Genomic DNA, 21,748 nt, shown 5'->3' on the forward strand with positions numbered 1-21,748 from the left:
CCAAGGCAGGCATGGGCAACAATAACGCGCATGTATCCGGGGCGAGGAGCCGATTCATGAGAGAAATATCCTCGACAGAGAATTGGCTGCTGATCACGCTCAGCATGGCGCTGAGCGGCGTGATCTACGGGCTCATTGCTTTTCCCGGCGAACCGGTGATCATCGGCGCGGTCTTTGCCGTGCTGATGGGCTTGCCGATGATCGCGTTTGAACGGCGTATCTTTTTGCGGCCGCTCCACCGGCGCATCGAGCGGCTCCCGACGCTGGCCTATATTATCGTCGCGCTGTTGATCTACGAACTCCTGATGAGCGCCGGCTATGCGATTGCCGGCCTGCTATTGTGGTCTCTGGACCTGGTCAACCCCAAGGCCATTTCAGACATCCTCATCATGCCGTTCCATGTCTTCCTCTATGCGCTGGCCGTCTGCGCGCTGATCGTCTTCATCCTGCGGGTCCGCGACCTCCTGGGACGCGAAGTCTTTACCAGCATGCTGATCAGCCGCTACCGGCGGCCGGTGAAGGAGGAACGGGTATTCCTGTTCATCGACCTCGCGGATTCCACCTCCTTTGCCGAAAAACACGGCGACCTGCGGGCGCAGGAATATCTCAAAGCCCTGTTTGCCGCTTTTGCCGAGCCGGTGCGGCGCCACAAGGGCGCGATCGACGATTATGTCGGCGATGCCGCGATCGTCACCTGGCCGCTGGAAAGAGGCATTAAATCGGCCCGCTGCATCCGCTGCGTCTTCGATATTCTCGACGATATCGAGGCCAATGAGGCCAAGTGGCGCGCGAGTTTCGGCCAGGTGCCGAGGCTGCGCGCCGCCCTGCACGGCGGCGTCATCATCACGGCGGAAATCGGCGTCGATCATCACAAGATCGCTTTTTTCGGCGATACGGTGAACACGACCGCACGGCTGGAATCTCTGTGCAAGTCGCTAGGGAAACAGGTGCTGATCTCGAGCGAGCTGGCGCAGCGCATGAAGCTGCCGAAGACGCTTGATATCGAGGATCTCGGCGCCCATGCGGTCAAGGGCCGCGGCCAGACGCTGGGTGTCATGGCTTTGAAACAGCTGCAAAAAGTCGAAGTGGTGCAAAGATTGCCGCTGCCGGTCCCGGCCGAATAGCGAAAGCTTGCGGCCTCATACAGACGGCGTCACCAAAGCTTCATCCAGCCGTCAATTCACCGACATCAATGCCCTGCTAAGCGGAACGTCTCGTTTCAACCGCTCAATGGGGACATGATGAAAAACGCTCTTTTGACTTCCGTGGCTTTCGGCCTTTTGATGACATCGGCCGCGCTTGCCGAGGACAAGGTCTTCCCGGCCAAGCTCGCCGCCCACGCCATCCTGCCCGCCAACACGATCATCGCCGCCCCTGCCGATGCGGCCGATTACCTGAAGACGTCGGGCAAGTTCACGACCGCCGACCGCAAGCGCACCGAAGCGCTCGGCACCGTTCCCGGCAAGGACGGCGTTCGCTTGACCGGCCTGTCGCTTCCTTTCGACGGCCAGCCGATGCAGGGCTTTTCCGGCATTAAGACCATGGCGGACGACACGTTCTGGAGCATGTCGGACAACGGCTTCGGCTCCAAGCTGAACTCGTCCGACACCATGCTGATGCTGCACAATATCAAGATCGACTGGGATGCCGGCAAGGTCGAAGCCGTCAAGACGCTGTTCCTCTCCGATCCCGGCAAAAAGGCCCCCTTCCCGATTGTCATGGAAGGTGCCGCAACGCGCTACCTGACGGGCGCTGATTTCGACGTCGAATCCATCCAGCCAGTTGCCGACGGTTTCTGGGTCGGCGAGGAGTTTGGCCCCTATATCCTGAAATTCGATCTCGACGGCAAGCTGACCGACGTCATCGCCACCAACGTCAACGGCAAGCCGGTCCTGTCGCCCGACAATCCGACGCTGGCCGTTCAGGCCGATCCGTCCAAGCCGATGCCGGCACTCAACGTCAAGCGGTCCGGCGGCTATGAGGGCCTCGCCCTGTCGAAGGATGGCACCAAGCTCTACGGCCTGCTCGAAGGCCCGCTCTGGACCGATGCCGAAAATGTCGAACAGGCCGAAGGCCGCCCGGCGCTGCGCATCATCGAACTCGACGTCGCTTCCAAGGCCTGGACCGGCCGCAGCTGGCTCTATCCACTGGCCGAAGGCGGCGAAGCCATCGGCGATTTCAACATGCTCGACGCCACGACAGCTCTGGTGATCGAACGCGACAATGGCGCCGGCACCGTCGATAAAGCCTGCACAGACCCGAAGGCCCCGACGCCGGATTGCTTTGCCGTCGGCTCCAAGGTCAAGCGCGTCTACAAGATCGAAATGACCGACGAGAACGCCGGCAAGGCGGTACGCAAGATCGGCTATATCGACCTGCTCAAGATCGCCGATCCCGACAACAAGAAGCGCCAGGGCGGCGGCGAAGGCTTTTACGACATGCCGTTCGTCACCATCGAAAATGTCGACCGCGTCGATGACACCCATATCATCGTCGGCAACGACAACAACCTGCCGTTTTCAGCCGGCCGCTCGCTCGACAAGGCTGATGACAACGAGTTCGTCCTGCTCGAAGTTGGCGAGCTGTTGAACGCGAAGTAAGCCTGATCAAAGAGAATGACCCCGCAACTGAAGTTGCGGGGTCATTCTGCTGACACATCCAAAATATGATCATTTGACGGGAGCGAAACCACACTCCCGGTCATGCGCATTCCGGCGGCTACTCGAACCGGAACCCGATCCGCTTGCCGGTCAGCTTGGCAAGCTGCTGCAGGCGGCCGTCGAGGCGTTCGCCGGCAAATTCGGAATAGGCGGCGGGGACGATGAAATCGAGATCGAGGTCTGGGGACGCCGAGGGCCGGATATTCAGGTTGCGGACGATGCCGGGCATGGATGCCGACAGGAGATAGACGACGCGCAGCAGTCCGCCCAGGAGCTTTGCCAGTTCGAGAAGCCGGGGCGTTGCGATCGCCGCCAGGGGCTCGGTGGCACCGTCGTCGTTCAGGCCCTCGAAACGGTAGTAATTGGCAAGGGCGATGTAGGCGCGGCCGGCATGGGTGATGCCGGAAAAGGTGCTGTGGGCGATAATGTTGAGCGCCTGCAGGCCGCGATAGTCGGGATGGGCGCGCCAGCTGATATCGGCCAGCAGGCAGGCTGCCTGGCGGTAGCGCCCCTCTTCGTCGGTTTCGGTAATGCCGAAATGCGGCACCATCCGGCCGCTCCATTCGGCAAGCTCGCGGGCGTGTTCGGGCGAGCGGGCCCGCAGGATGGCGATCTCGCGGGCGGCGACCAGCAGAGGATCCTGAGCGCGCACCGCGTCCGACAGCAGCGAATAGAGATAACCTTCGCGCACGCCGAGTGCTGAAAACGAAATCATCGACGGCTTCATCTGGGCGATGACTTCCTGCAGGGCAACGGCGCCGAATGGCAGCAGGGCGCGGCGGCTCTTGGAAATATGCGCATAGGCCGGCGACTTGATATCCTTCGGCTCGATCACCTCCGGCAAAAACGCCATGGCCTCGTCGTAGGAGATTTCATAGCCCTGCATCATGTGCAGCGGATAGTTGCGCAACTCCATATGCAGCTTGGCGATCGAGCGCCAGGTGCCGCCGACGGCGTAGAAGGTGCGGCCGCTGGTGTTTTGCAGCACCTGCGCGCCCTTCAGGTAGCGGCGCACATGGCTGCGCGCCTTGACCACCGATCCCTCGGCATGTTCCGACAGCCGGATGCCGCCCAGCGGCAGGGTGATGCCCTTGCCGACCTTGGGGCCAATGACATCGACCAGTTCGAGCGAACCGCCGCCGAGATCGCCGACGACGCCGTCGGGATCGTGATAGCCGCTGATGATCCCCAGCGCGGAAAAATAAGCCTCCTCCTCGCCGGTCAGGACGCGGACCTTCTGGCCGAGGATGATTTCGGCCCTGCGGATGAAATCGGGGCCGTTCGATGCGTCGCGCGCAGCCGCCGTCGCCAGCACGAAGACCGTGGAGGCACGCGCCTGCGTCGACAAGGCCCGGAACCGGTGCAGCGCCTTCAGCGCCCGTTCGACGCTTTCGGCGTCCATCCGGCCGGTGGCATCGATGCCCTTGCCGAGGCCGCACATGACTTTTTCGTTGAACAGAACGGCCGGCGACCGGCTCAGTCCCTCATAGATCACCAGACGAATCGAGTTCGACCCAATGTCCACGACGGAGACCGGGGCAATTCCAGGCAAACGCCCCTGGGCTTCAGACTCTACCATGCAATTCCAGTTTATCTTCTGCGGCCACTATCCCAGCCGGCAATTACCTTCGGCGTGCTGGATTTCAAAGCCTCTCCCCGCCCGGACAGGCTGGGATTGGTCATGAAATAGACCTGCGCATTGAACGGTTCGGAATCCTTGGCGACTTCCATGCGCCGTGATGTTCCGTCCGGAAGAATCTCGTAGCTCTGCTGGTTATCGATGAGATTACCCAGCATGATCTGCGACAGGACCTGTTCATGCACAGTCCGGTTGATGAGAGGCACAAGGGTCTCCACCCGCCGGTCCAGATTTCGCGGCATCATGTCCGCCGAACCGATATAGACGAGCGCGTGCTCGGATGGAAGCCCATGGCCATTGCCGAAACAGAAGATGCGCGAATGCTCAAGGAAGCGGCCGACGATCGACTTGACGCGGATCTTGTCGGATAGTCCGGGAACCTGCGGCCGCAGGCAGCAGATGCCGCGCACCACCAGATCGATCTCGACGCCGGCGCGGCTGGCGCGGTAGAGCGCATCGATGATCTCCGGATCGACCAGCGAATTCATCTTCATCCAGATGGAGGCCGGACGGCCAGCCTCCGCATGGACGATTTCCTCGCCGATATGCTGCAGGATGCGCGGGCGCAGCGTGTGCGGCGAGATCGCCAGCTTCATGCCGGCTTCCGGCTCGCCGTAGCCCGTGATGAAATTGAAGATATTGGCCATGTCATGGGCAATCTTCGGATTGCAGGTGAAGAAGGACAGGTCGGTGTAGATCTTCGCCGTCACCGGGTGATAGTTGCCGGTGCCCAGATGACAGTAAGTGCGAAGCTTGCCCTCTTCGCGGCGCACCACCATCGACATCTTGGCATGCGTCTTCAGTTCGATGAAGCCGAACACGACCTGCACGCCGGCGCGCTCGAGATCGCGCGCCCAGCGGATATTGGCTTCCTCGTCGAACCGGGCCTTCAACTCGACCAGGGCCGTCACCGATTTACCGGCCTCGGCCGCATCGATTAGGGCGCGGACGATTGGGCTGTCGTTGGAGGTGCGGTACAGCGTCTGCTTTATCGCCAGAACGTCCGGATCGCGCGCAGCCTGGAGCAGAAACTGGACCACCACGTCGAAGCTCTCATAGGGGTGGTGGACGACCATGTCCTTTTCGCGGATGGCGGCGAGGCAGTCTCCGGCATGTTCGCGGACGCGTTCGGGAAATCGCGCGTTGTACGGCTCGAAGCGCAAATCCTCGCGCGGCGCCTTTGTGATCTCGGACAGCGTGTTGAGGGCGAGAAGCCCCGGCAGGACGGCGACGCGGTTTTCCGGAACGCCGAGTTCGCCAACGACGAACTGGCGCAGTTCCAGAGGCATTTCCGAATCGATCTCGATGCGGATCACCGACCCGCGCCGGCGGCGCTTGAGCGCCGTCTCATAGAACCGGACCAGATCTTCGGCCTCTTCCTCGACCTCGATATCGCTGTCGCGGATGATGCGGAACGTGCCGGACCCCTTGACCTCATAGCCTGGAAACAGCCGTTCGATGAACAGGCTGACGGCATCCTCCAGCGTAATATAGCGGATCACTGATTTTGCATCGGGCAGACGGATGAACCGGTCGAGCGCCACGGGCAGGCGCAAAAGCGCCGTCATCGGCTCGCGGCCGCGCGTGCTGACAAGCTGCAGGCCCATGGTAAAGCCGAGGTTCGGAATGAACGGGAACGGATGGGCGGGATCGATCGACAGCGGCGTCAGGACCGGGAAGATCGCCTGATCGAATTCGGTTGCAAGCCATCCGCGATCCTGCGCCGACAACGAGATCGGCCGCACGATCAGGATGTCTTCCTTGGCGAGATATTGCTGCAGAACGGCGAGCGACGCCTGCTGCTCCATCTGCAGATTGTCGATCTCCTTCAGGATGTCCTGCAGCTGCTCGACCGGCGTCTTGCCATCCGGGCTGCGCACGACGACGCCCTGGCGAACCTGGCCCTCGAGACCGGCGACGCGCACCATGAAGAATTCGTCGAGATTGGCCGCCGAAATCGACAGGAAGCGCACGCGCTCCAAAAGCGGATGGGCGGTGTTGAGGGTTTCCTCAAGGACGCGGCGGTTGAACTGAAGCCAGGAAAATTCGCGGTTGATGAAGCGCTCCGGGCTGTTCATCAAGTCGATGTCTTCGGCCACCGGCGCGTTTGCAGTCGTTGCAGATGTCAAACTGTCCATATCCCCGATTCCGCCTTGGCCCGCTTTTCTTGCTTTGGTCTGCGTTTTTGCTTTGATCTGTGTTTTTGCTTTTCTCGAAGCAGCTAGCTCAGTTTGACGACCTAACTATGACAGTCAATCGATTTCGCGTGTCTTTCCAAGGGTGTCGAGCACTTCCAGCGCGAGCGCCCGGTTGATGCGCGTGCCGCGCGCCAATGCCAGATGATCGAGCCGCTCGACGATCGTCTGGGCGGCTTCGAGCGAGCGCTCCATGCGGGCGACGATATAGCCGATCAGCCTGTCATCGACGGCTAGCTGGCGGTCGGCCAGAAGCTTGACCAGAACCTGCGCCAAGAGCTCATCGTCGGGCTCGCCGATCTCCACCACCGTTGCCGCCTTCAAGCGCGAGCGCAGATCCGGCAGTTCGACCGGCCAGGACATCGGCCACAGCCGGCTGGTGATCAACAGGCTGGTGCCGTTTTCGCGCACGCTGTTGATGACATGAAAAAGTGCCCGGTCGTCAAAGCCCTGACGATCCGCATCCTCGAACAGGACGGCATTTGCCGCAGCGATCTCGGCGGCGTTGCTGCCTGCCGTGGGGTGAATGGAAACGGCAACGCTGTTTTCCCGCCAGATCGCCGCCAGATGCGACTTTCCGGATCCGACGGGACCGGCCAGGATCACCACCGGCGACGGCCAGCGCGGCCAGCTGTCGATGATCGTGACAGCCGCCTTCAGCCGTTCGGACACAAGAAGGTCGTCACGGCCGGTCTGGGGCTCGTGCTTGAAAACGAGCGGCAACTGTTCGAACTTGCGGACCATACGCGGTTACTCTGGAAGCTTGAACTCGGGGCTTTGATGCTGCGTCCGATGATGTTCCGGCTCGATCGTCAGGATGTGGCGGTGGCCATGATAGAGCGCGCTGTCGAGATAGCGGCCGATACCGAAGCGGACGAGAACGCCGATGGCGGCAGCACAGGGCACCGCCACCAGAAGCCCGACAAACCCGAACAGCGCGCCAAAGGCGAGCAGCGCAAACATCAGCCAGACCGGATGCAGGCCGACGCTCTTGCCGACCAGCCGCGGCTGCAGAATGTTGCCCTCGATAAACTGACCGGCAAAGAAGATTGCCGCGACGATGATGATATTGAGGTAATCCGGCCAGAACTGCACCAGCGCCACGCCAACGGCCAGCACCAGGCCGACCATCGAGCCGACATAGGGGATGAAGCTGATCATGCCGGCAAACAGGCCGATCAGCAGGCCGAAATTCAGCCCGGCAAAGGTCAGCGAAATTCCGTAGAACAGGCCGAGAATGATGCAGAGCGAGCCCTGGCCGCGCACGAAACCGGCAATGGTAGCGTTCATGTCGCGCGCAATCTGGCGCACGGTGGCAACGTGATCGCGCGGGATCCAGCTATCGACCCGTTCCACCATGCGATCCCAATCGAGCAGCAGATAGAAGGCAACCACGGGCGTGATCACGAAGAGCGAGATGATATCGAGCAGCGCCAGGCCGGAATTCCACAATTGCTGAAACAGCGTGCCGAGGAAGCCGGCACCCTGTTCGAGCAGCTTGGCGGAATTCTGCTTGATCGTGTCCATCTGGCCGGACACCCAGTCGGGCAGCCAGGCGGCATCGGGACTGGTCAGGAATTCCTGCAGCTTTGAGACGTACCCAGGCATCTTCTGGATGAAGTCGGAGGCCTGGGTAAAGATGATCGGGATGATCACCACCAACGATAGCGCAAAGACGACGACAAAGCCGATCAGGATCACCACCGTCGCCATCAGCCGGCTCAATCCGATGCGCTCCAGCCTGTCGGCGACGGGATCGAGAAAATAGGCAAGCGCCATCCCTGCGATGAACGGCAGGAGAATGGTGGAGAACACCATCAGGAAGGCGATAAACCCGGCGAGGAAAAGCAGCCAGAAGATGATCTGGCGCTGCAGCCCGCTGCCGCTCAATTTGTTGACCATGCCGCTGTTCCGATTGCTTGCCGCAGACGCTGCCGGGCGCTGCTTCCAGTGCTGGAGATAGGATGGGGCACCGACCATGGTCAAGCCTGTGGCGCAAAAGGGCCGGCAATCACGGGCAAAACATCAAAAAAGCGGGAGTAATCCGGGCAATATGCTTGCACTTGCGCCACCACCATGCCAATCGCAATCCAAATATGACGAGCCGGCGGAGATCAAGCCATGAGCGAGCCAGGAAAGAACGGTCTGACCTACAGCGATGCAGGTGTGGATATCGACGCCGGAAATCTTTTGGTGGAAAAGATCAAGCCGCATGTGCGCTCCACGCGCCGTCCGGGCGCCGATGGCGAGATCGGCGGCTTCGGCGGCCTGTTCGACCTGAAGGCGGCCGGTTTCAAGGATCCGGTCCTGGTTGCCGCCAATGACGGCGTCGGCACCAAGTTGAAGATCGCCATCGATGCCAACAAGCACGACACGGTCGGCATCGACCTCGTCGCCATGTGCGTCAACGACCTCGTCGTTCAGGGCGCCGAACCGCTGTTTTTCCTCGACTACTTCGCCACCGGCAAGCTCGACCCCGACCAGGGTGCAGCCATCGTCGGCGGCATTGCGGCGGGTTGCCGCGAGGCAGGCTGTGCGCTGATCGGCGGCGAGACCGCTGAAATGCCCGGCATGTATGCTGGCGGCGACTACGATCTCGCAGGCTTTGCCGTGGGCGCTGCAGAGCGCGGCCAGCTGCTGCCGGCCGGTGATATCGCCGAAGGCGACGTCATTCTGGGCCTCGCCTCCTCCGGCGTCCATTCCAACGGCTATTCGCTGGTGCGCAAGATCGTTTCGCTCTCGGGCCTTGCCTGGGACGCGCCTGCCCCATTCGGCGAAGGTACGCTGGCGGACGTTCTCATGACGCCGACGCGCATCTATGTGAAGCCGCTGTTGAAGGCGATCCGCGAGACCGGCAAGCTGAAGGCGCTCGCCCATATTACCGGCGGCGGTTTTCCCGAAAACATCCCGCGCGTGCTGCCCAAGCATCTCGCCGCCGAAATCGACCTTGGCGCCATCCAGGCGCCGGCCGTGTTCTCCTGGCTTGCCAAGACCGGCGGCGTTGCCGCCAACGAAATGCTGCGCACCTTCAACTGCGGCGTCGGCATGATCGTCGTCGTGGCCTCCGAAGATGCCGATCAGGTGACCTCGGTGCTGAAGGCCGAAGGCGAGACCGTGTTTGCCCTTGGCCGCATGGTCGCCCGCGACGAAGGCGCTGCCGGCACGATCTACAAGGGCACGCTCACTCTATGAACGGGACGTCGAAAGCGGCCCGCAAGCGGGTCGTGGTGTTCATTTCCGGCGGCGGCTCCAATATGCTGGCGCTGGTCCGGGCAACGGCTGCGGAAGGCTACCCCGCCGACATCGTTGCCGTCATCGCCGACAAGGCGGATGCGGGAGGCCTGGCGAAAGCGGCAGCGCTCGGGATCGCCACCTTCTCGTTCGTCCGCAAGGATTTCGACAGCAAGGACGCCCACGAAGCCGCCATCCTGTCAGCGCTTGAGACCCTGTCGCCAGATATCATCTGCCTGGCCGGTTACATGCGCCTGCTGACTGCCACCTTCATCAACGCCTATGAAGGCCGGATCATCAATATCCACCCCTCCCTCCTGCCGCTCTTCCCCGGCCTGCACACCCATCAGCGCGCCATCGACGCCGGCATGGCGGAAGCCGGCTGCACCGTGCATTTCGTCACCGAAGGCATGGACGAAGGCCCGGTCATCCTGCAGGCAAAAGTCCCGATCCTGCCGGGCGACACGGCGGATACGCTGGCCGCGCGCGTGCTGGTCGAAGAGCACAGATCCTATCCGCAGGCCCTGCGCCTGATGGCCGAGGGCAAGGTGCGGATGGATGGTGGCAAGGTGGTTCGGGCGGCGAAGGCGGCTTTGTGAACGATCCCTCTTGATCCGCTCATCTGATGATTATTCTTATCCCGTTGAAACCTAACCGGATCAACGATGAGAATTGCAAATGACCATCGAAGCGTTGAGTGCGGCGCGGGCGCGCAACAAACCCGTGACCAGCGAAGAAATCCGCCAGTGGCGTGAGGAAGGCCGTCCCTGACGATGAGCTTCGTTGTCGTGCGCTGCCTGCCATCGGATTTGGCGCACATTTTTTGGCGCCAGGCGACGTGACCGTTGGGAATTTTCAGATCATAAAACCGGTTCTGGCCCCCTCCCACGCACAGCACAAATACACCTTAAGGTGGTGTATTTTTACATTTCGGAACCATAAATAAACTGAAAATTTACCATGAGGACGGAAATTGGGTGAGAGATTTCATCCACGGCACGTGTTGGTGCCCCTCTTCGGGAATTGATTATGAACGTTTTTTGGACCCCGCTCGCGGGCATCGCGATCCTGTGCGCAACAACCGCCCATGCCAATGATCTCTACGGTCAGGCGACCGAAGGCCCGGTGTCCATGACCTTTGACGCGGGCCTGGCCAATATCTATGCCGAGGAAAGCGTGTTCAGTGGCGGCCGCAAGATCAGCCGGCTGGATTGGGAATCCAAGGGCGTAACGGTTCTGCGCGGTGCGCTCAGCATCGAGGTTCTGCCGGATTGGGCAATCAGAGCTGAAGGCAAGACCGGCATGAACGGCGATGGTCACATGACCGATTACGACTGGCTCGCTCCGAATGCCGCCAACTCGTCGGATAATGGCTGGAGCCACCGCTCGATCCATGATGATACCCGGCTCGATCATTATTACAGCGGCAGTATCGAACTCAACCGGACATTCGTCAACGATAACGGGCGCTTCCTCAGTGCCGGGATCGGCGGCCGTTATACCGATGTGCAATGGACCGCCTATGGCGGCTCCTTCATCTACAGTGTGTTCAACCCCCGCGATTTCAGCGGCAATTTCCAAGATGGCGAGCGTGGCATCACCTACCGCCAGCAAATGCCGTCGCTCTACGGCAATCTTCGGGGTTCACAAAACTATGGCGATTGGACGCTGTCGGGCGGGGTGGAAGCCGGAGCACTGATCAAGGCAAAAGCACCCGACGATCATTGGATGCGGAATTTGCGCTTTACCGACACATTCGATCTGGGTTTCACCTACGGCGCCACCACCGCGGTTGCTTACAACCTTACCCAGAATATCTCGTTCTATGCCAGCGGTGCGGTCGAAGTCACCAATTTCGGGACCGGTGACACCAATTTGCGCGATACGGTCACCGGCGCCAGCGCGAACATGTCCAAGTCGGCCGGTGCGAATTTCGTCGCCGCATCGGTCAGCCTCGGCATCAAGGGGAAATTCTGACGATCAGGCTATGGCCAGCTCCGCCCTGTTCAGCATCGCCCATTGCAACAGCATGATCGTCTTGCCGTCGCAGATCTCGCCGGTGCCGATCATCGCCATGGCCTCAACGAGGGGAATTTCCAGCACTTCGATATCCTCGTCCTCATGCGCTGCCCCGCCGCCGTCCTCGGCGCGCACGGTCACGTCGATGACGGCGGCGAAGAAGTGGACGGTTTCGGTGACGGCGCCGGGCGACATGAAGGCGTGGAAGAGCGGTTTTACGTCCGTCACCAGATATCCGGTCTCTTCCATCACCTCGCGTTTGATCGCCTCGGCCGGCTGGTCGCCGTCAAGCAGGCCGGCCGGTGTTTCCAAAAGCCAGCCGGAATGGCCGTTGAGATAGGCTGGGATGCGCAACTGCCGCACCAGGACGACGCTGTCGCGCCGGGGATCGTAGAGCAGGATGGTGGCGCCGTTGCCGCGGTCATAGACCTCCCGCTTCAGCGTCTTGGTGGTGCCGTTCGAGCCGGTATAATTGAACGTGACGTTGCGCAAATGGTACCAGTTCTTCGACAGGGTCTCGTCCTTGAGGATCTCGACCCCGGCATTTTCAAATTTCGTCATCGCCTGCTAATCCCTGCGCATCCATACGCTGTTGTCGTGAAAGGCGGCTCCGCCATAGGGAGCGGCCGCGTCGGCGCCGGTGAGCACGTTGATGCCCTCGCCGTCCAGATGCGCGCCGTTCGGCCAGAGCCCCTCGGCGATCACCACGCCGCGGCGCGCACCACCGCCAAGCTTGGCATGCAGGCGGATTTCGCCGCGCCCGTTGCCGATCCGCACGATATCGCCTTCGGCAATGCCGAGAGCTTCGGCGTCGTCCACATGGATCATCACTTGCGGGCGGACTTCCTTTTGCAGCGAGGACGGCGTTTCCGCAAAGGTGGAATTCAGGAACGACCGGGCCGGTGAGGTCGCCAGCCGGAACGGATGCGCCGGGGTGGCCACCTCGATAAGATCGACATGGTCGGGAAACTCGGGCAATTGCGCATGCGGCCCGAAGACGCCCAGCGCCTTTGGCGGACGGTTCGGGGCCGGTGTACCCGTCCAGTCCGCCTTGAAGCGGAACTTTCCGTCGGGATGGCCGAAACCGCCGATAAAATGGGCCGTGTCGAAATCAGGCTGGATATCCAGCCACTTGTCCCGCTTCAGCCCTTCGAAATCGGTGCCGTGGTTGACGAGGATATGGTCGATATGCTCGCGCTCGGTCAGACCAAAGCCGGGTTTCTCTGCGACACCGAGGCGCTTTGCCAGCTCCTCGATGACGAACAGGTTGGTGCGCACCGTCGATGGCGGTTCGACCACCTTGGGGCCGAGCAGGATGTGCTGGTGCCCGCCGCCGCGATAGAGATCGTCATGCTCGAGAAACATGGTGGCAGGCAGGACGATGTCGGCGAGCTTGGCCGTGTCGGTCATGAACTGCTCGTGCACGGCAACGAAAAGATCATCGCGCAGAAAACCGCGCTTCACCAGCCGTTGTTCGGGGGCGACATTCACCGGGTTGGTGTTCTGGATGAGCATGGCCGTCACCGGGCCGCGATGGCGCAGCGCTTCGGCATCGCCGGTCAGGACCCGCCCGATCTGCGACTGGTCGAGCATGCGGATCTCCGGATCCAACATCGCGGAACCGACCAGTTCGCGCTTGTCGAACTTGAAGATATCGTTGTTGGTGTGGAACGCGCCGCCGCCCTCGTGCTGCCAGGCGCCCAGCACGGTCGCAACGGAAGCGGCGGCGTGGATGGCGACCGCGCCGTTGCGCTGGCGGGTAAAGCCATAGCCGAGGCGGAAATAGGTTTTCGGCGTGGTCCCGATCAGCCGGCCGAACGCCTCGATTTCCTCGACCGGCAGCCCGGTGATGCCGGAGGCCCATTGCGGCGTGCGCGTTTTCAGGTGCTCTTCCAGCCCCGCCGGATCATCGGCATATCGGGCGAGATAGGCACGGTCGGCATGGCCGTCGCGAAAGGCGATATGCATGGCGGCGCAGGCAAGGGCCGCATCCGTGCCGGGCTTGAGCACCAGCCCCATATCGGCCTGCTTGACCGTCGGGTTGTCGTAGATGTCGATGACGACGATCTTGGCGCCGCGGTCCTTGCGGGCCTTGATCGCGTGGGTCATGACGTTGACCTGGGTCGAGACCGCATTGGTGCCCCAGATCACCACGCAATCGGATTTCGCCATCTCGCGCGGATCGGGGCCGCGCAGCGAACCGGTCGCCATGGCAAGCCCGGTCCAGGCCAGGTTGGTGCAGATCGAGCCGAAAAAGCCGGAATAGCGCTTGGCATGACGCAGGCGGTCGATCGAATCGCGCTGCACCTGCCCCATCGTCCCGGCATAGAAATAGGGCCAGACGGCTTCGGAGCCATGTTGCTGCTCGGCCTTGACGAAGGCGCCGGCGATCTCGTCCAGCGCATCCTCCCAGGACAGCTGCTGCCAGTTGCCATCGCCCTTTTCGCCCTTGCGGCGCTGCGGCACCATCAGGCGGCCGGGATGGTAGATCCGCTCGGAATAGCGCGCGACCTTGGCGCAGATGACGCCGGCCGTATAGGTGTTGGCGCCGGCACCCCGCACCCGGCCGATCCGGCCTTCTTGCGTGATATCGACCTCCAGCGCGCAGGCGGAGGGACAGTCGTGCGGACAGACAGTGTGGCCGACGGACATTTGTGGTTTGATGGGGGTCGCAACGTTCATGGCTTTTCTATATGGCATCGCGAAAGGGTCTCACAGTCCCCTTCACCATCCATTCCAATTTTTCATCGGGACGTAAGGGACGCGAATGAATTACCGTCACATCTACCACGCCGGAAACTTCGCCGATGTCCTCAAGCATGCCGTGCTGGCACGGCTGATCGTCTATATGGCGCAGAAGGACAAGGCGTTTCGCGTGCTCGACACCCATGCCGGCATCGGCCTTTACGACCTGTCGAGCGAAGAAGCGCAAAAGACCGGCGAATGGGTGGATGGCATCGGCCGCATTCTCGACACCGATATTCCGGCCAAGGCAAAGGCGATCCTCGAACCCTACCTGACGGCCATCCGCGATCTCAATCCGGATGGTGGCCTGACACTCTATCCCGGCTCGCCAAAGCTCACCCGCATGCTGATGCGGCCGCAGGACCGCCTGTCGGCAATGGAGCTGCATCCCGACGACTACGAGACGCTGCACCGCCTGTTCGACGGTGATTTCCAGAGCCGCATCACCGAGCTCGACGGCTGGCTGGCGCTCGGCGCCCATCTGCCGCCCAAGGAAAAGCGCGGCATCGTGCTCGTCGATCCGCCCTTCGAGATTGCCGGCGAATATGAGCGGCTGGCGGATGGGCTGCACAAGGCCTACCGGCGCTTTTCCGGCGGCACGTTCTGCCTGTGGTATCCGCTGAAGCAGGGCGCGCCGATCGCCGAATTCCATGCCGCGCTGCAGGCTCTGGAAATCCCCAAGATGCTGTGTGCCGAACTGTCGGTGCGCAGCGACCGCGACACGGCCGGGCTGTCCGGTTCCGGCCTGATCATCGTCAATCCGCCGTTCACGCTGAAGGGCGAACTGGATATCCTGCTTCCCTTCCTCAAGGACCGGCTGAAACAGGACCGCCATGCATCCGCCCGCGCCTTCTGGCTGCGCGGCGAGGAGGTTTTGGAGCGCGACTGAGCGGACGCAGGACAGGACGCAAGGAAACGGGGCTTGACGGTTCGCCCGCAAGAGACGCACTCTGCGGGATAGCCGGGAGACAGGATCATGACAGCAAAGCTTGCGCGCACCGTTACCGTCTCGCTCGTGATGGCATTCAGCGCGGTACCGGTTGCGGCGTCCGGCCCGCTCGGCTCTGGAATAGGGCATATCTCGGATGCCTGCCGCAGCCCGCAGGTCCTTGGCTTCATCACCTCGGATTTCGGCAGCCGTGCCGCCAACTACCTGAACATGGACATTGCCATCGCCGAAATCCGCGGCATGCGGCAGCAACGCCTTGTGCTGCGCGACAGGACCCACCCGGTCGAGCGCGAATATTGCCATGCCACGGCGCTCACCACCGATGGCCAGAAGCGGGCACTCTGGTATCTGATCGAGCGCGGCTTCGGCTTTGCCGGTGTCGGCTCGAATATCGAGTTCTGTGTGAGCGGTCTTGATCCCTGGTATGTCTATGGTGCGCAATGCGCCTCGTTGCGGTGACGGCTGCAATGCCGCGTTTCCGCCTTGTGATCCCCGCCCTTGCCGGTCTTCTGGCGCTTGCGGCGTGCAGCGGCGAGGAGAACACGCCTGCGGCGAAAAAAGACGCGCCCGCCGTAGAGACCACGGCCGCCAACACGCCGATTGCCGGCACGCAGACCACGGGCACGGGCAGCAAGGCACACCCGTTGCCGCTGGGAAGCGGCTTTGATTTCTACGTCCTGTCGCTGTCCTGGTCGCCGAGCTGGTGCCTGGACAACGATCCGTCCGGGCGCTCGATGCAATGCGACCCCGATAACAAGCATGGCTTCATCGTCCACGGGCTCTGGCCGCAAAACAGCAAGGGCTATCCGGAATTCTGCCGGACGCGGGACCCCGACCGGGTGCCCGACGCGCTCGGCCGAACCCTGTTCGACATCATGCCGTCGATGGGCTTGATCGGCCATGAATGGCGCAAACACGGCTCCTGCTCGGGGCTGAGCCAGAAGGATTATTTCACTGTTGTGCGCGCTGCACGCGAAAAACTGGCGATCCCTCCTGCGCTACAATCGGTCGCCTCGGACCAGCGGACCAGTGCGGCGCAGATCGAGACGGCGCTGACATCGGCCAATCCGGGCCTGCGCACGGACGCACTCGCGGTCACCTGCACGTCCGGCCGCGTCGATGAAGTCCGCATCTGCTTCAACAAGGATCTCAGCTTCCGCGACTGCGAAGACATCGATCGTGGCGGCTGCAAGGTCAAAAGCCTCAGCCTTCCGGCCACGCCTTAAACTTCAAGAACTGCCATCCAGCGAAAGAAAGCTCGCATGAAGATCTTCTATTCTCCCACCTCGCCCTATTCTACCAAAGTGCGCATGGCGGCCCATTATGCGGGTCTTGCCACCGAAAGCGTGTTGACCGACACCAACGGCAATCCGCAGGACCTGATCGTCAGCAATCCGCTCGGCAAGATTCCGACGCTGGTCACATCCGATGGCAAGGCGATCTATGACAGCCGCGTCATCATGAATTTCATCGACCGCGAGACCAAGGGCAAGCTCTATCCGCGCAATCCCGGCAAGCGCACCGACGTGGAACTGCTGGAAGCCCTGTGCGACGGCGTCTGCGATTGCCTTTTGGCAATCGTCTACGAAAAGCGTTTCCATCCACCGGAAAAGGTTCACCAGCCCTGGATCGACAGGCAATGGGAAAAGGCCGGCCGTGGCCTCGACCTCCTCAATGCCAACATGCCGAAAACCGGCGCCAAGCTGCATGCGGGCCATTTCGCACTGGCGGCACTGCTGCGCTATCTCGAGCTGCGCTTTGCCGGCGAATGGCAAAAAGGCCGCCCGAAGCTGAAGAACTGGCCGCAGAAATTCGAAAAGTTCTTCCCGGATTATGCGCAGTTCAAGATCTGATCCGTGGATCACCGGGAGCGGCGCCATGAGAGGGAGCCATGGCTGAGATCATCCTTCAAACGCCGCGCCTGCGCCTGGTGACATGGGAGCCGGACGATGCCGGGCTGATCCAGGCGCTGCATTCCTCGATCGAGACCACACGCTACCTGTCCGGTGCCGCCCCGTGGAGCCGCGAGCGCGCGCAGGAACGCCTGCAGAACTGGTTCATGGAAGCCGAACGCGACGGCACGACCAAATACAAGCTTCTTGCCCGCGCAGACGGCGCGTTCATCGGCCGGGCGGGATTTTCCCTGCTCGGCGATGCCTATGAACTCGGCTATTCCCTTCGTCACGAAGCCTGGGGCAAGGGCTATGCGACGGAAATCGCCGGGGCCTTGGCGAACTGGTTTTTCGAGAAAGGATTTTCGGATCGCTTCATCGCGTTTACCCATCCGGATAACGCGGCATCGCAGCGGGTCCTGACCAAGATCGGCATGCTGCCATGCGCGCCCGTCATCATCGATAGCATTCTGTGCCCCACCTTCGAGATGCGGCGGCCGCTCAGCGCCTGAAACGCAAAAAAGGCCGGATCGCTCCGGCCTTTTTGTCAGTCCTATCGGATGGATTAGAACTTTACGCCCATACCGACGCGAACGCTGTGTTCGTCGTAGCCCGACGAAACGCGGCTGCCGCCGGTGTTGAAGTTCTTCGAACCGTAGTCGGAGTAGCGATACTCGACGCGGGCCGTGACGTTGTCGGTGACGAATGTTTCGGCACCGGCACCGGCTGTCCAGCCAATCAGCGTGTTCTTGTCCGAACCGCCGCCATTGGCAGTCGCCTTGACGCTGGTGGCGGCCACACCGGCCGTACCATAGAGAAGGACCGGGTTCAGGTCGTAACCGACGCGGCCACGGACCGAACCGTTGACACCCTGTTCCATGCGGCGGGCATTGTTACGGGTGTCGTTGTCGCCGTAATTGACATCGGCTTCCGCACCGTAAACGATATTACCGCTCTGCATGTTGTAGCCGCCATAAAGGCCGCCGCCGAAGCCAGCCGCACCACGGCCGCCGGTTGCGTCATACTCGCCGCGGGCCCAGTTGGCGGTACCACCGACATAGGCACCCGACCAGTTCTTGATGGCCGGTTCATTGTATTCGGCAGCCGGAGCCGCCGGAACTTCGTCGATCGCATCAGCGGCCTGAACGGCGGAGAAAGCGATGAGGGATACGGCAGATGCCATAAGAGTGGTGATGAGAGTACGCATTAAAGTCTCCTTTACGAACCGATGTTCCGGACCCTCGCGGTCCCAAACTGATACATCGGGAAATTTCTAGATAACCCCGCCCGGTTGATGGAGAAATTGACAATCAAATGCGGATTCTCAAGAGCTAAAATGTGAAATTTTAAAGGCAGAAGCATGGCTAAAGTTCGTTGTTGCTTCAAAGTCACAGGGTAATTATTAACCATGAAACAGTATTAATGAAATATATACTATAACAACTCGAAATAACTCAATTTACCGCTTTTGCATTAATTTTTCCGAAACGAATGCACTCCCCCGGTTTCGCAATAACGTTGCGCCTCCTATATCCTTCACGCATGCACAACGACGAATCGCACATTGGCAAGATGAGGACACCTTTGAAGACGGCGCTGGTCACCGGCGGTGCCCGGCGCATCGGCAAGGCTATCGTCGAGGATCTGGCGGCGCATGGCTTTGCCGTCGCCATCCACGCCAATACGTCGCTGGCAGACGCTGAAGAGCTTGCTGCCGGAATTCGCGCGCGCGGTGGTCAGGCTGCGGTAGTGGCCGCCGACCTTGCCGATAGCGCCTCGACGCAGACGCTGCTGCAAAAGGCCAATGCCGCGCTCGGACCGGTCGGCCTTCTCGTCAATAATGCCTCGCTGTTCAAGAAGGATAGCCTTGACGAGTTCGACGAGACGATCTGGGACCGGCATTTTGCCGTCCATGTCAAAGCGCCGTCCCTGCTTGCGCGTGATTTTGCCGCCCAGTTGCCGCAGGACCATTCCGGGCTGATCGTCAATATCATCGATCAGCGGGTCTGGGCTCCCAATCCGAGATTTTATTCCTATATGTTGTCGAAGTCGGCTCTGTTGACGGCGACGAAAACCATGGCACAAACGCTGGCACCGGCGATCCGCGTCAACGGCATCGGGCCCGGCCCGACTTTGCCGAACGAGCGGCAAAATAGCGTGGATTTCGACAGGCAGGTGGAGACGCTGATCCTGAAGCGCGGGCCGCAGCTGGACGAATTCGGCCGGGCGATCCGGTTTCTGCTTGAGACGCCGTCGATCACCGGGCAGATGATCGCCCTTGACGGCGGCCAGCATCTGGCCTGGCAAACGCCGGATATTTTGGAGATTGTGGAATGAACGGGCGCGTGCCCAATGATGGCGGCATTCTCTATGATGAAAATGCCAGCGACGAGGAAGACCTGATCGAAGTGCCGGACGCGGCTGCGCCGGCGCCGATTCTCGATTGGGCGGAGACCAGCGCCATTCCCGACGGTCTGCGCGGCGCCGACCTGATCCAGGCCTTTGTCAAGCGCCTGCCCAACAGCCCCGGCGTCTACCGCATGTTCAACGAGGCGGGCGACGTTCTCTATGTCGGCAAGGCGCGCAGCCTGAAGAAGCGCGTCAGCAACTATGCGCAAGGCCGGCTGCATTCCAACCGGCTGACCAAGATGGTGCGCGAAACCGCCCATATGGAATTCGTGACGACGCGCACCGAGATCGAGGCGCTGCTGCTCGAAGCCAACCTGATCAAGCGCCTGCGGCCGCGCTTCAACGTGCTTTTGCGCGACGACAAGTCGTTTCCCTATATTCTGGTGACCGGCGACAGCCGGGCACCCGCACTCTACAAGCATCGCGGCGCGCGCAGCCGCAAGGGCGATTTCTTCGGCCCCTTCGCGTCCGCCGGCGCCGTCGGCCGCACCATCAATTCGCTGCAGCGCGCCTTTCTCCTGCGCACCTGCACCGACAGCGTCTTTGAAAGCCGCACCCGCCCCTGTCTGCTGCACCAGATCAAGCGTTGCGCCGCGCCCTGTACCCATGAGATCAGCGACGCCGATTATGCCGAGCTCGTCACCGAGGCCAAGGATTTCCTGTCGGGCAAGAGCCAGGCGGTGAAGGCGACGATTTCGGCTGCGATGAGCGATGCGTCTGAAAATCTCGATTTCGAGCGGGCCGCCCTCTACCGCGACCGGTTGGCTGCGCTTTCGCATGTCCAGAGCCACCAGGGCATCAATCCGTCCGGGGTCGAGGAGGCCGATGTCTTTGCCATCCATCACGAGGGCGGCGTTTCCTGCATCCAGGTGTTCTTTTTCCGCACCGGCCAGAACTGGGGCAACCGCGCCTATTTCCCGAAAGCCGACCCGACGCTCACATCGGCCGAGGTGCTCAGCGCCTTCCTCGCCCAGTTTTACGACGACAAACCCTGTCCGCGGCAGATCCTGCTTTGCGAGACCGTCGAGGAACAGGATCTGCTCGGCGAGGCGCTGACGGAAAAATCCGGCTACAAGGTCGCGATCCTGGTGCCGCAACGCGGCGAGAAGAAAGATCTGGTCGATCATGCCGTTGCCAATGCCCGCGAGGCGCATGGCCGCAAGCTGGCCGAAACCGCCTCGCAGTCGCGGCTGCTCGAGGGCTTTGCCACGACGTTCAAGCTTGAGCGCACGCCGCGCCGCATCGAGGTCTACGATAACTCCCACATCATGGGCACCAATGCCGTCGGCGGCATGGTGGTGGCGGGACCGGAAGGCTTCGTCAAAAGCCAGTACCGCAAGTTCAACATCAAATCGACCGACATCACGCCCGGCGACGACTTCGGAATGATGAAGGAAGTGATGATGCGGCGGTTTTCGCGCCTGTTGAAGGAAGAGGGCAAGCCCGACCGCAGCGTCGAAACCAACGAGGATAGCGCGTTTCCGGCCTGGCCCGATGTGATCCTGATCGATGGTGGCCAGGGGCAGATGACGGCGGTGCGCGCCATTTTGAAAGAGTTGGACATCGAGGATTGCGTCATCGCCATCGGCGTCGCCAAGGGCGTCGATCGCGAGGCCGGACGCGAGCGGTTCTTTCCGCCGGCAGGCAGCCGCGACGGTTTCTCATTGCCGCCGCGCGATCCCGTGCTCTATTTCATCCAGCGCATGCGCGACGAGGCGCACCGGTTTGCCATCGGCTCCCACCGGGCGCGGCGCAAGAAGGAAATGATCAAAAACCCGCTCGACGAGATCGGCGGCATCGGCCCGACGCGCAAGCGCGCCCTGCTGCATCATTTCGGCACCGCCAAGGCCGTGTCACGCGCCGGGATCAACGACCTCACATCCGTCGAGGGTATTTCGGAGGCGGTGGCGCGGCTGGTCTATGACCATTTCCATGAGGACAGCGCGAAAAAATAGGTGCGGCGTGCCTCAAACTGCTGACAGAAGCATTATCTAGCAATTCTGCAGGTC

General features: G+C 61.5%; 19 protein-coding genes. 12 read left to right on the forward strand and 7 right to left on the reverse strand.

The window, feature by feature from the left end; translation table 11 throughout:
* The first annotated feature begins 56 nt into the window (after positions 1-56).
* Both PYR65_RS15765 and PYR65_RS15770 read left to right on the forward strand, forming a co-directional pair.
* The gene (locus PYR65_RS15765) at positions 57-1,124 is read left to right on the forward strand and encodes an adenylate/guanylate cyclase domain-containing protein (protein ID WP_276118638.1); all 1,068 of its coding nucleotides are present in this window, start codon (positions 57-59) and stop codon (positions 1,122-1,124) included.
* Between the two features lie 117 nt (positions 1,125-1,241).
* Positions 1,242-2,600 carry an esterase-like activity of phytase family protein gene (locus PYR65_RS15770; RefSeq protein WP_276118639.1) on the forward strand — a complete coding sequence of 453 codons (1,359 nt, stop codon included), beginning with the start codon at positions 1,242-1,244 and terminating at the stop codon, positions 2,598-2,600.
* 118 nt (positions 2,601-2,718) lie between these two features.
* Here PYR65_RS15770 and ppx read toward each other — a convergent pair whose 3' ends face one another.
* From ppx to PYR65_RS15790, 4 genes are all read right to left on the reverse strand, one after another.
* Positions 2,719-4,239, reverse strand: coding sequence for an exopolyphosphatase (gene ppx / locus PYR65_RS15775; RefSeq protein WP_276118640.1), 1,521 nt, complete (start codon positions 4,237-4,239; stop codon positions 2,719-2,721).
* An 11-nt stretch (positions 4,240-4,250) separates the two neighbouring features.
* Positions 4,251-6,437: an RNA degradosome polyphosphate kinase gene (locus tag PYR65_RS15780; RefSeq protein ID WP_060641297.1), complete on the reverse strand. Its 2,187-nt coding sequence runs from the start codon at positions 6,435-6,437 to the stop codon at positions 4,251-4,253.
* A gap of 114 nt (positions 6,438-6,551) precedes the next feature.
* On the reverse strand, positions 6,552-7,238 hold the full coding sequence (hdaA, locus tag PYR65_RS15785) for a DnaA regulatory inactivator HdaA (protein ID WP_276118641.1): 687 nt from the start codon (positions 7,236-7,238) through the stop codon (positions 6,552-6,554).
* A 6-nt stretch (positions 7,239-7,244) separates the two neighbouring features.
* Complete coding sequence (locus PYR65_RS15790; protein WP_060641299.1) at positions 7,245-8,396, reverse strand: AI-2E family transporter; 1,152 nt, start codon at positions 8,394-8,396, stop codon at positions 7,245-7,247.
* A 219-nt stretch (positions 8,397-8,615) separates the two neighbouring features.
* Between PYR65_RS15790 and purM the strand changes: the two genes are divergently transcribed.
* The 3 genes from purM (at position 8,616) to PYR65_RS15805 (ending at position 11,702) form a co-directional block, all read left to right on the forward strand.
* The gene (purM, locus tag PYR65_RS15795) at positions 8,616-9,686 is read left to right on the forward strand and encodes a phosphoribosylformylglycinamidine cyclo-ligase (protein WP_276118642.1); all 1,071 of its coding nucleotides are present in this window, start codon (positions 8,616-8,618) and stop codon (positions 9,684-9,686) included.
* Positions 9,683-10,324, forward strand: a complete 642-nt coding sequence (gene purN, locus PYR65_RS15800; protein ID WP_276118643.1) for a phosphoribosylglycinamide formyltransferase — start codon at positions 9,683-9,685, stop codon at positions 10,322-10,324. Before purM ends, purN begins: the two co-directional genes overlap by 4 nt.
* 430 nt (positions 10,325-10,754) lie before the next feature.
* Entirely contained in the window at positions 10,755-11,702 is a 948-nt protein-coding gene (locus PYR65_RS15805) for an omptin family outer membrane protease (protein WP_276118644.1), read from the forward strand.
* A gap of 3 nt (positions 11,703-11,705) precedes the next feature.
* Here the strand turns inward: PYR65_RS15805 and PYR65_RS15810 are convergent, their stop codons facing one another.
* Entirely contained in the window at positions 11,706-12,305 is a 600-nt protein-coding gene (locus PYR65_RS15810) for an NUDIX domain-containing protein (RefSeq protein WP_276118646.1), read from the reverse strand.
* Positions 12,306-12,311: 6 nt separating this feature from the next.
* Positions 12,312-14,444, reverse strand: coding sequence for a molybdopterin-containing oxidoreductase family protein (locus PYR65_RS15815; protein WP_276118647.1), 2,133 nt, complete (start codon positions 14,442-14,444; stop codon positions 12,312-12,314).
* Between the two features lie 67 nt (positions 14,445-14,511).
* Between PYR65_RS15815 and PYR65_RS15820 the strand changes: the two genes are divergently transcribed.
* From PYR65_RS15820 to PYR65_RS15840, 5 genes are all read left to right on the forward strand, one after another.
* On the forward strand, positions 14,512-15,378 hold the full coding sequence (locus tag PYR65_RS15820; RefSeq protein WP_276118648.1) for a 23S rRNA (adenine(2030)-N(6))-methyltransferase RlmJ: 867 nt from the start codon (positions 14,512-14,514) through the stop codon (positions 15,376-15,378).
* A gap of 87 nt (positions 15,379-15,465) precedes the next feature.
* Positions 15,466-15,897 (forward strand): hypothetical protein, encoded by a 432-nt coding sequence (locus PYR65_RS15825; RefSeq protein ID WP_276118649.1) that lies wholly within the window; start codon positions 15,466-15,468, stop codon positions 15,895-15,897.
* An 8-nt stretch (positions 15,898-15,905) separates the two neighbouring features.
* Positions 15,906-16,664, forward strand: a complete 759-nt coding sequence (locus tag PYR65_RS15830) for a ribonuclease T2 family protein (RefSeq protein WP_276118650.1) — start codon at positions 15,906-15,908, stop codon at positions 16,662-16,664.
* Positions 16,665-16,700: 36 nt separating this feature from the next.
* The gene (locus tag PYR65_RS15835; RefSeq protein ID WP_276118651.1) at positions 16,701-17,291 is read left to right on the forward strand and encodes a glutathione S-transferase; all 591 of its coding nucleotides are present in this window, start codon (positions 16,701-16,703) and stop codon (positions 17,289-17,291) included.
* Between the two features lie 38 nt (positions 17,292-17,329).
* The gene (locus tag PYR65_RS15840; protein ID WP_276118652.1) at positions 17,330-17,842 is read left to right on the forward strand and encodes a GNAT family N-acetyltransferase; all 513 of its coding nucleotides are present in this window, start codon (positions 17,330-17,332) and stop codon (positions 17,840-17,842) included.
* Positions 17,843-17,895: 53 nt separating this feature from the next.
* On the opposite strand, the gene PYR65_RS15845 is transcribed toward PYR65_RS15840, so the two are convergent.
* On the reverse strand, positions 17,896-18,537 hold the full coding sequence (locus PYR65_RS15845) for an outer membrane protein (protein ID WP_060641310.1): 642 nt from the start codon (positions 18,535-18,537) through the stop codon (positions 17,896-17,898).
* 365 nt (positions 18,538-18,902) lie between these two features.
* On the opposite strand from PYR65_RS15845, the gene PYR65_RS15850 reads away from it, so the two are divergent.
* Both PYR65_RS15850 and uvrC read left to right on the forward strand, forming a co-directional pair.
* Positions 18,903-19,667, forward strand: a complete 765-nt coding sequence (locus PYR65_RS15850) for an SDR family oxidoreductase (RefSeq protein WP_276118653.1) — start codon at positions 18,903-18,905, stop codon at positions 19,665-19,667.
* Positions 19,664-21,694 carry an excinuclease ABC subunit UvrC gene (gene uvrC, locus PYR65_RS15855; RefSeq protein WP_276118654.1) on the forward strand — a complete coding sequence of 677 codons (2,031 nt, stop codon included), beginning with the start codon at positions 19,664-19,666 and terminating at the stop codon, positions 21,692-21,694. The genes PYR65_RS15850 and uvrC overlap by 4 nt, the downstream gene beginning before the upstream one ends.
* The last annotated feature ends 54 nt before the right edge of the window (positions 21,695-21,748 follow it).

It is taken from the genome of Pararhizobium qamdonense, from assembly GCF_029277445.1.
Lineage (GTDB): Bacteria > Pseudomonadota > Alphaproteobacteria > Rhizobiales > Rhizobiaceae > Pararhizobium > Pararhizobium qamdonense.

Excerpts from the sequence above, each read along its gene's own strand:
- PYR65_RS15765 (WP_276118638.1), top strand. The coding sequence starts at position 57 with ATGAGAGAAATATCCTCGACAGAGAATTGGCTGCTGATCACGCTCAGC.
- PYR65_RS15770 (WP_276118639.1), top strand. The coding sequence starts at position 1,242 with ATGAAAAACGCTCTTTTGACTTCCGTGGCTTTCGGCCTTTTGATGACA.
- ppx (WP_276118640.1), bottom strand. The coding sequence starts at position 4,239 with ATGGTAGAGTCTGAAGCCCAGGGGCGTTTGCCTGGAATTGCCCCGGTC.
- PYR65_RS15780 (WP_060641297.1), bottom strand. The coding sequence starts at position 6,437 with ATGGACAGTTTGACATCTGCAACGACTGCAAACGCGCCGGTGGCCGAA.
- hdaA (WP_276118641.1), bottom strand. The coding sequence starts at position 7,238 with ATGGTCCGCAAGTTCGAACAGTTGCCGCTCGTTTTCAAGCACGAGCCC.
- PYR65_RS15790 (WP_060641299.1), bottom strand. The coding sequence starts at position 8,396 with ATGGTCAACAAATTGAGCGGCAGCGGGCTGCAGCGCCAGATCATCTTC.
- purM (WP_276118642.1), top strand. The coding sequence starts at position 8,616 with ATGAGCGAGCCAGGAAAGAACGGTCTGACCTACAGCGATGCAGGTGTG.
- purN (WP_276118643.1), top strand. The coding sequence starts at position 9,683 with ATGAACGGGACGTCGAAAGCGGCCCGCAAGCGGGTCGTGGTGTTCATT.
- PYR65_RS15805 (WP_276118644.1), top strand. The coding sequence starts at position 10,755 with ATGAACGTTTTTTGGACCCCGCTCGCGGGCATCGCGATCCTGTGCGCA.
- PYR65_RS15810 (WP_276118646.1), bottom strand. The coding sequence starts at position 12,305 with ATGACGAAATTTGAAAATGCCGGGGTCGAGATCCTCAAGGACGAGACC.
- PYR65_RS15815 (WP_276118647.1), bottom strand. The coding sequence starts at position 14,444 with ATGCCATATAGAAAAGCCATGAACGTTGCGACCCCCATCAAACCACAA.
- PYR65_RS15820 (WP_276118648.1), top strand. The coding sequence starts at position 14,512 with ATGAATTACCGTCACATCTACCACGCCGGAAACTTCGCCGATGTCCTC.
- PYR65_RS15825 (WP_276118649.1), top strand. The coding sequence starts at position 15,466 with ATGACAGCAAAGCTTGCGCGCACCGTTACCGTCTCGCTCGTGATGGCA.
- PYR65_RS15830 (WP_276118650.1), top strand. The coding sequence starts at position 15,906 with ATGCCGCGTTTCCGCCTTGTGATCCCCGCCCTTGCCGGTCTTCTGGCG.
- PYR65_RS15835 (WP_276118651.1), top strand. The coding sequence starts at position 16,701 with ATGAAGATCTTCTATTCTCCCACCTCGCCCTATTCTACCAAAGTGCGC.
- PYR65_RS15840 (WP_276118652.1), top strand. The coding sequence starts at position 17,330 with ATGGCTGAGATCATCCTTCAAACGCCGCGCCTGCGCCTGGTGACATGG.
- PYR65_RS15845 (WP_060641310.1), bottom strand. The coding sequence starts at position 18,537 with ATGCGTACTCTCATCACCACTCTTATGGCATCTGCCGTATCCCTCATC.
- PYR65_RS15850 (WP_276118653.1), top strand. The coding sequence starts at position 18,903 with ATGAGGACACCTTTGAAGACGGCGCTGGTCACCGGCGGTGCCCGGCGC.
- uvrC (WP_276118654.1), top strand. The coding sequence starts at position 19,664 with ATGAACGGGCGCGTGCCCAATGATGGCGGCATTCTCTATGATGAAAAT.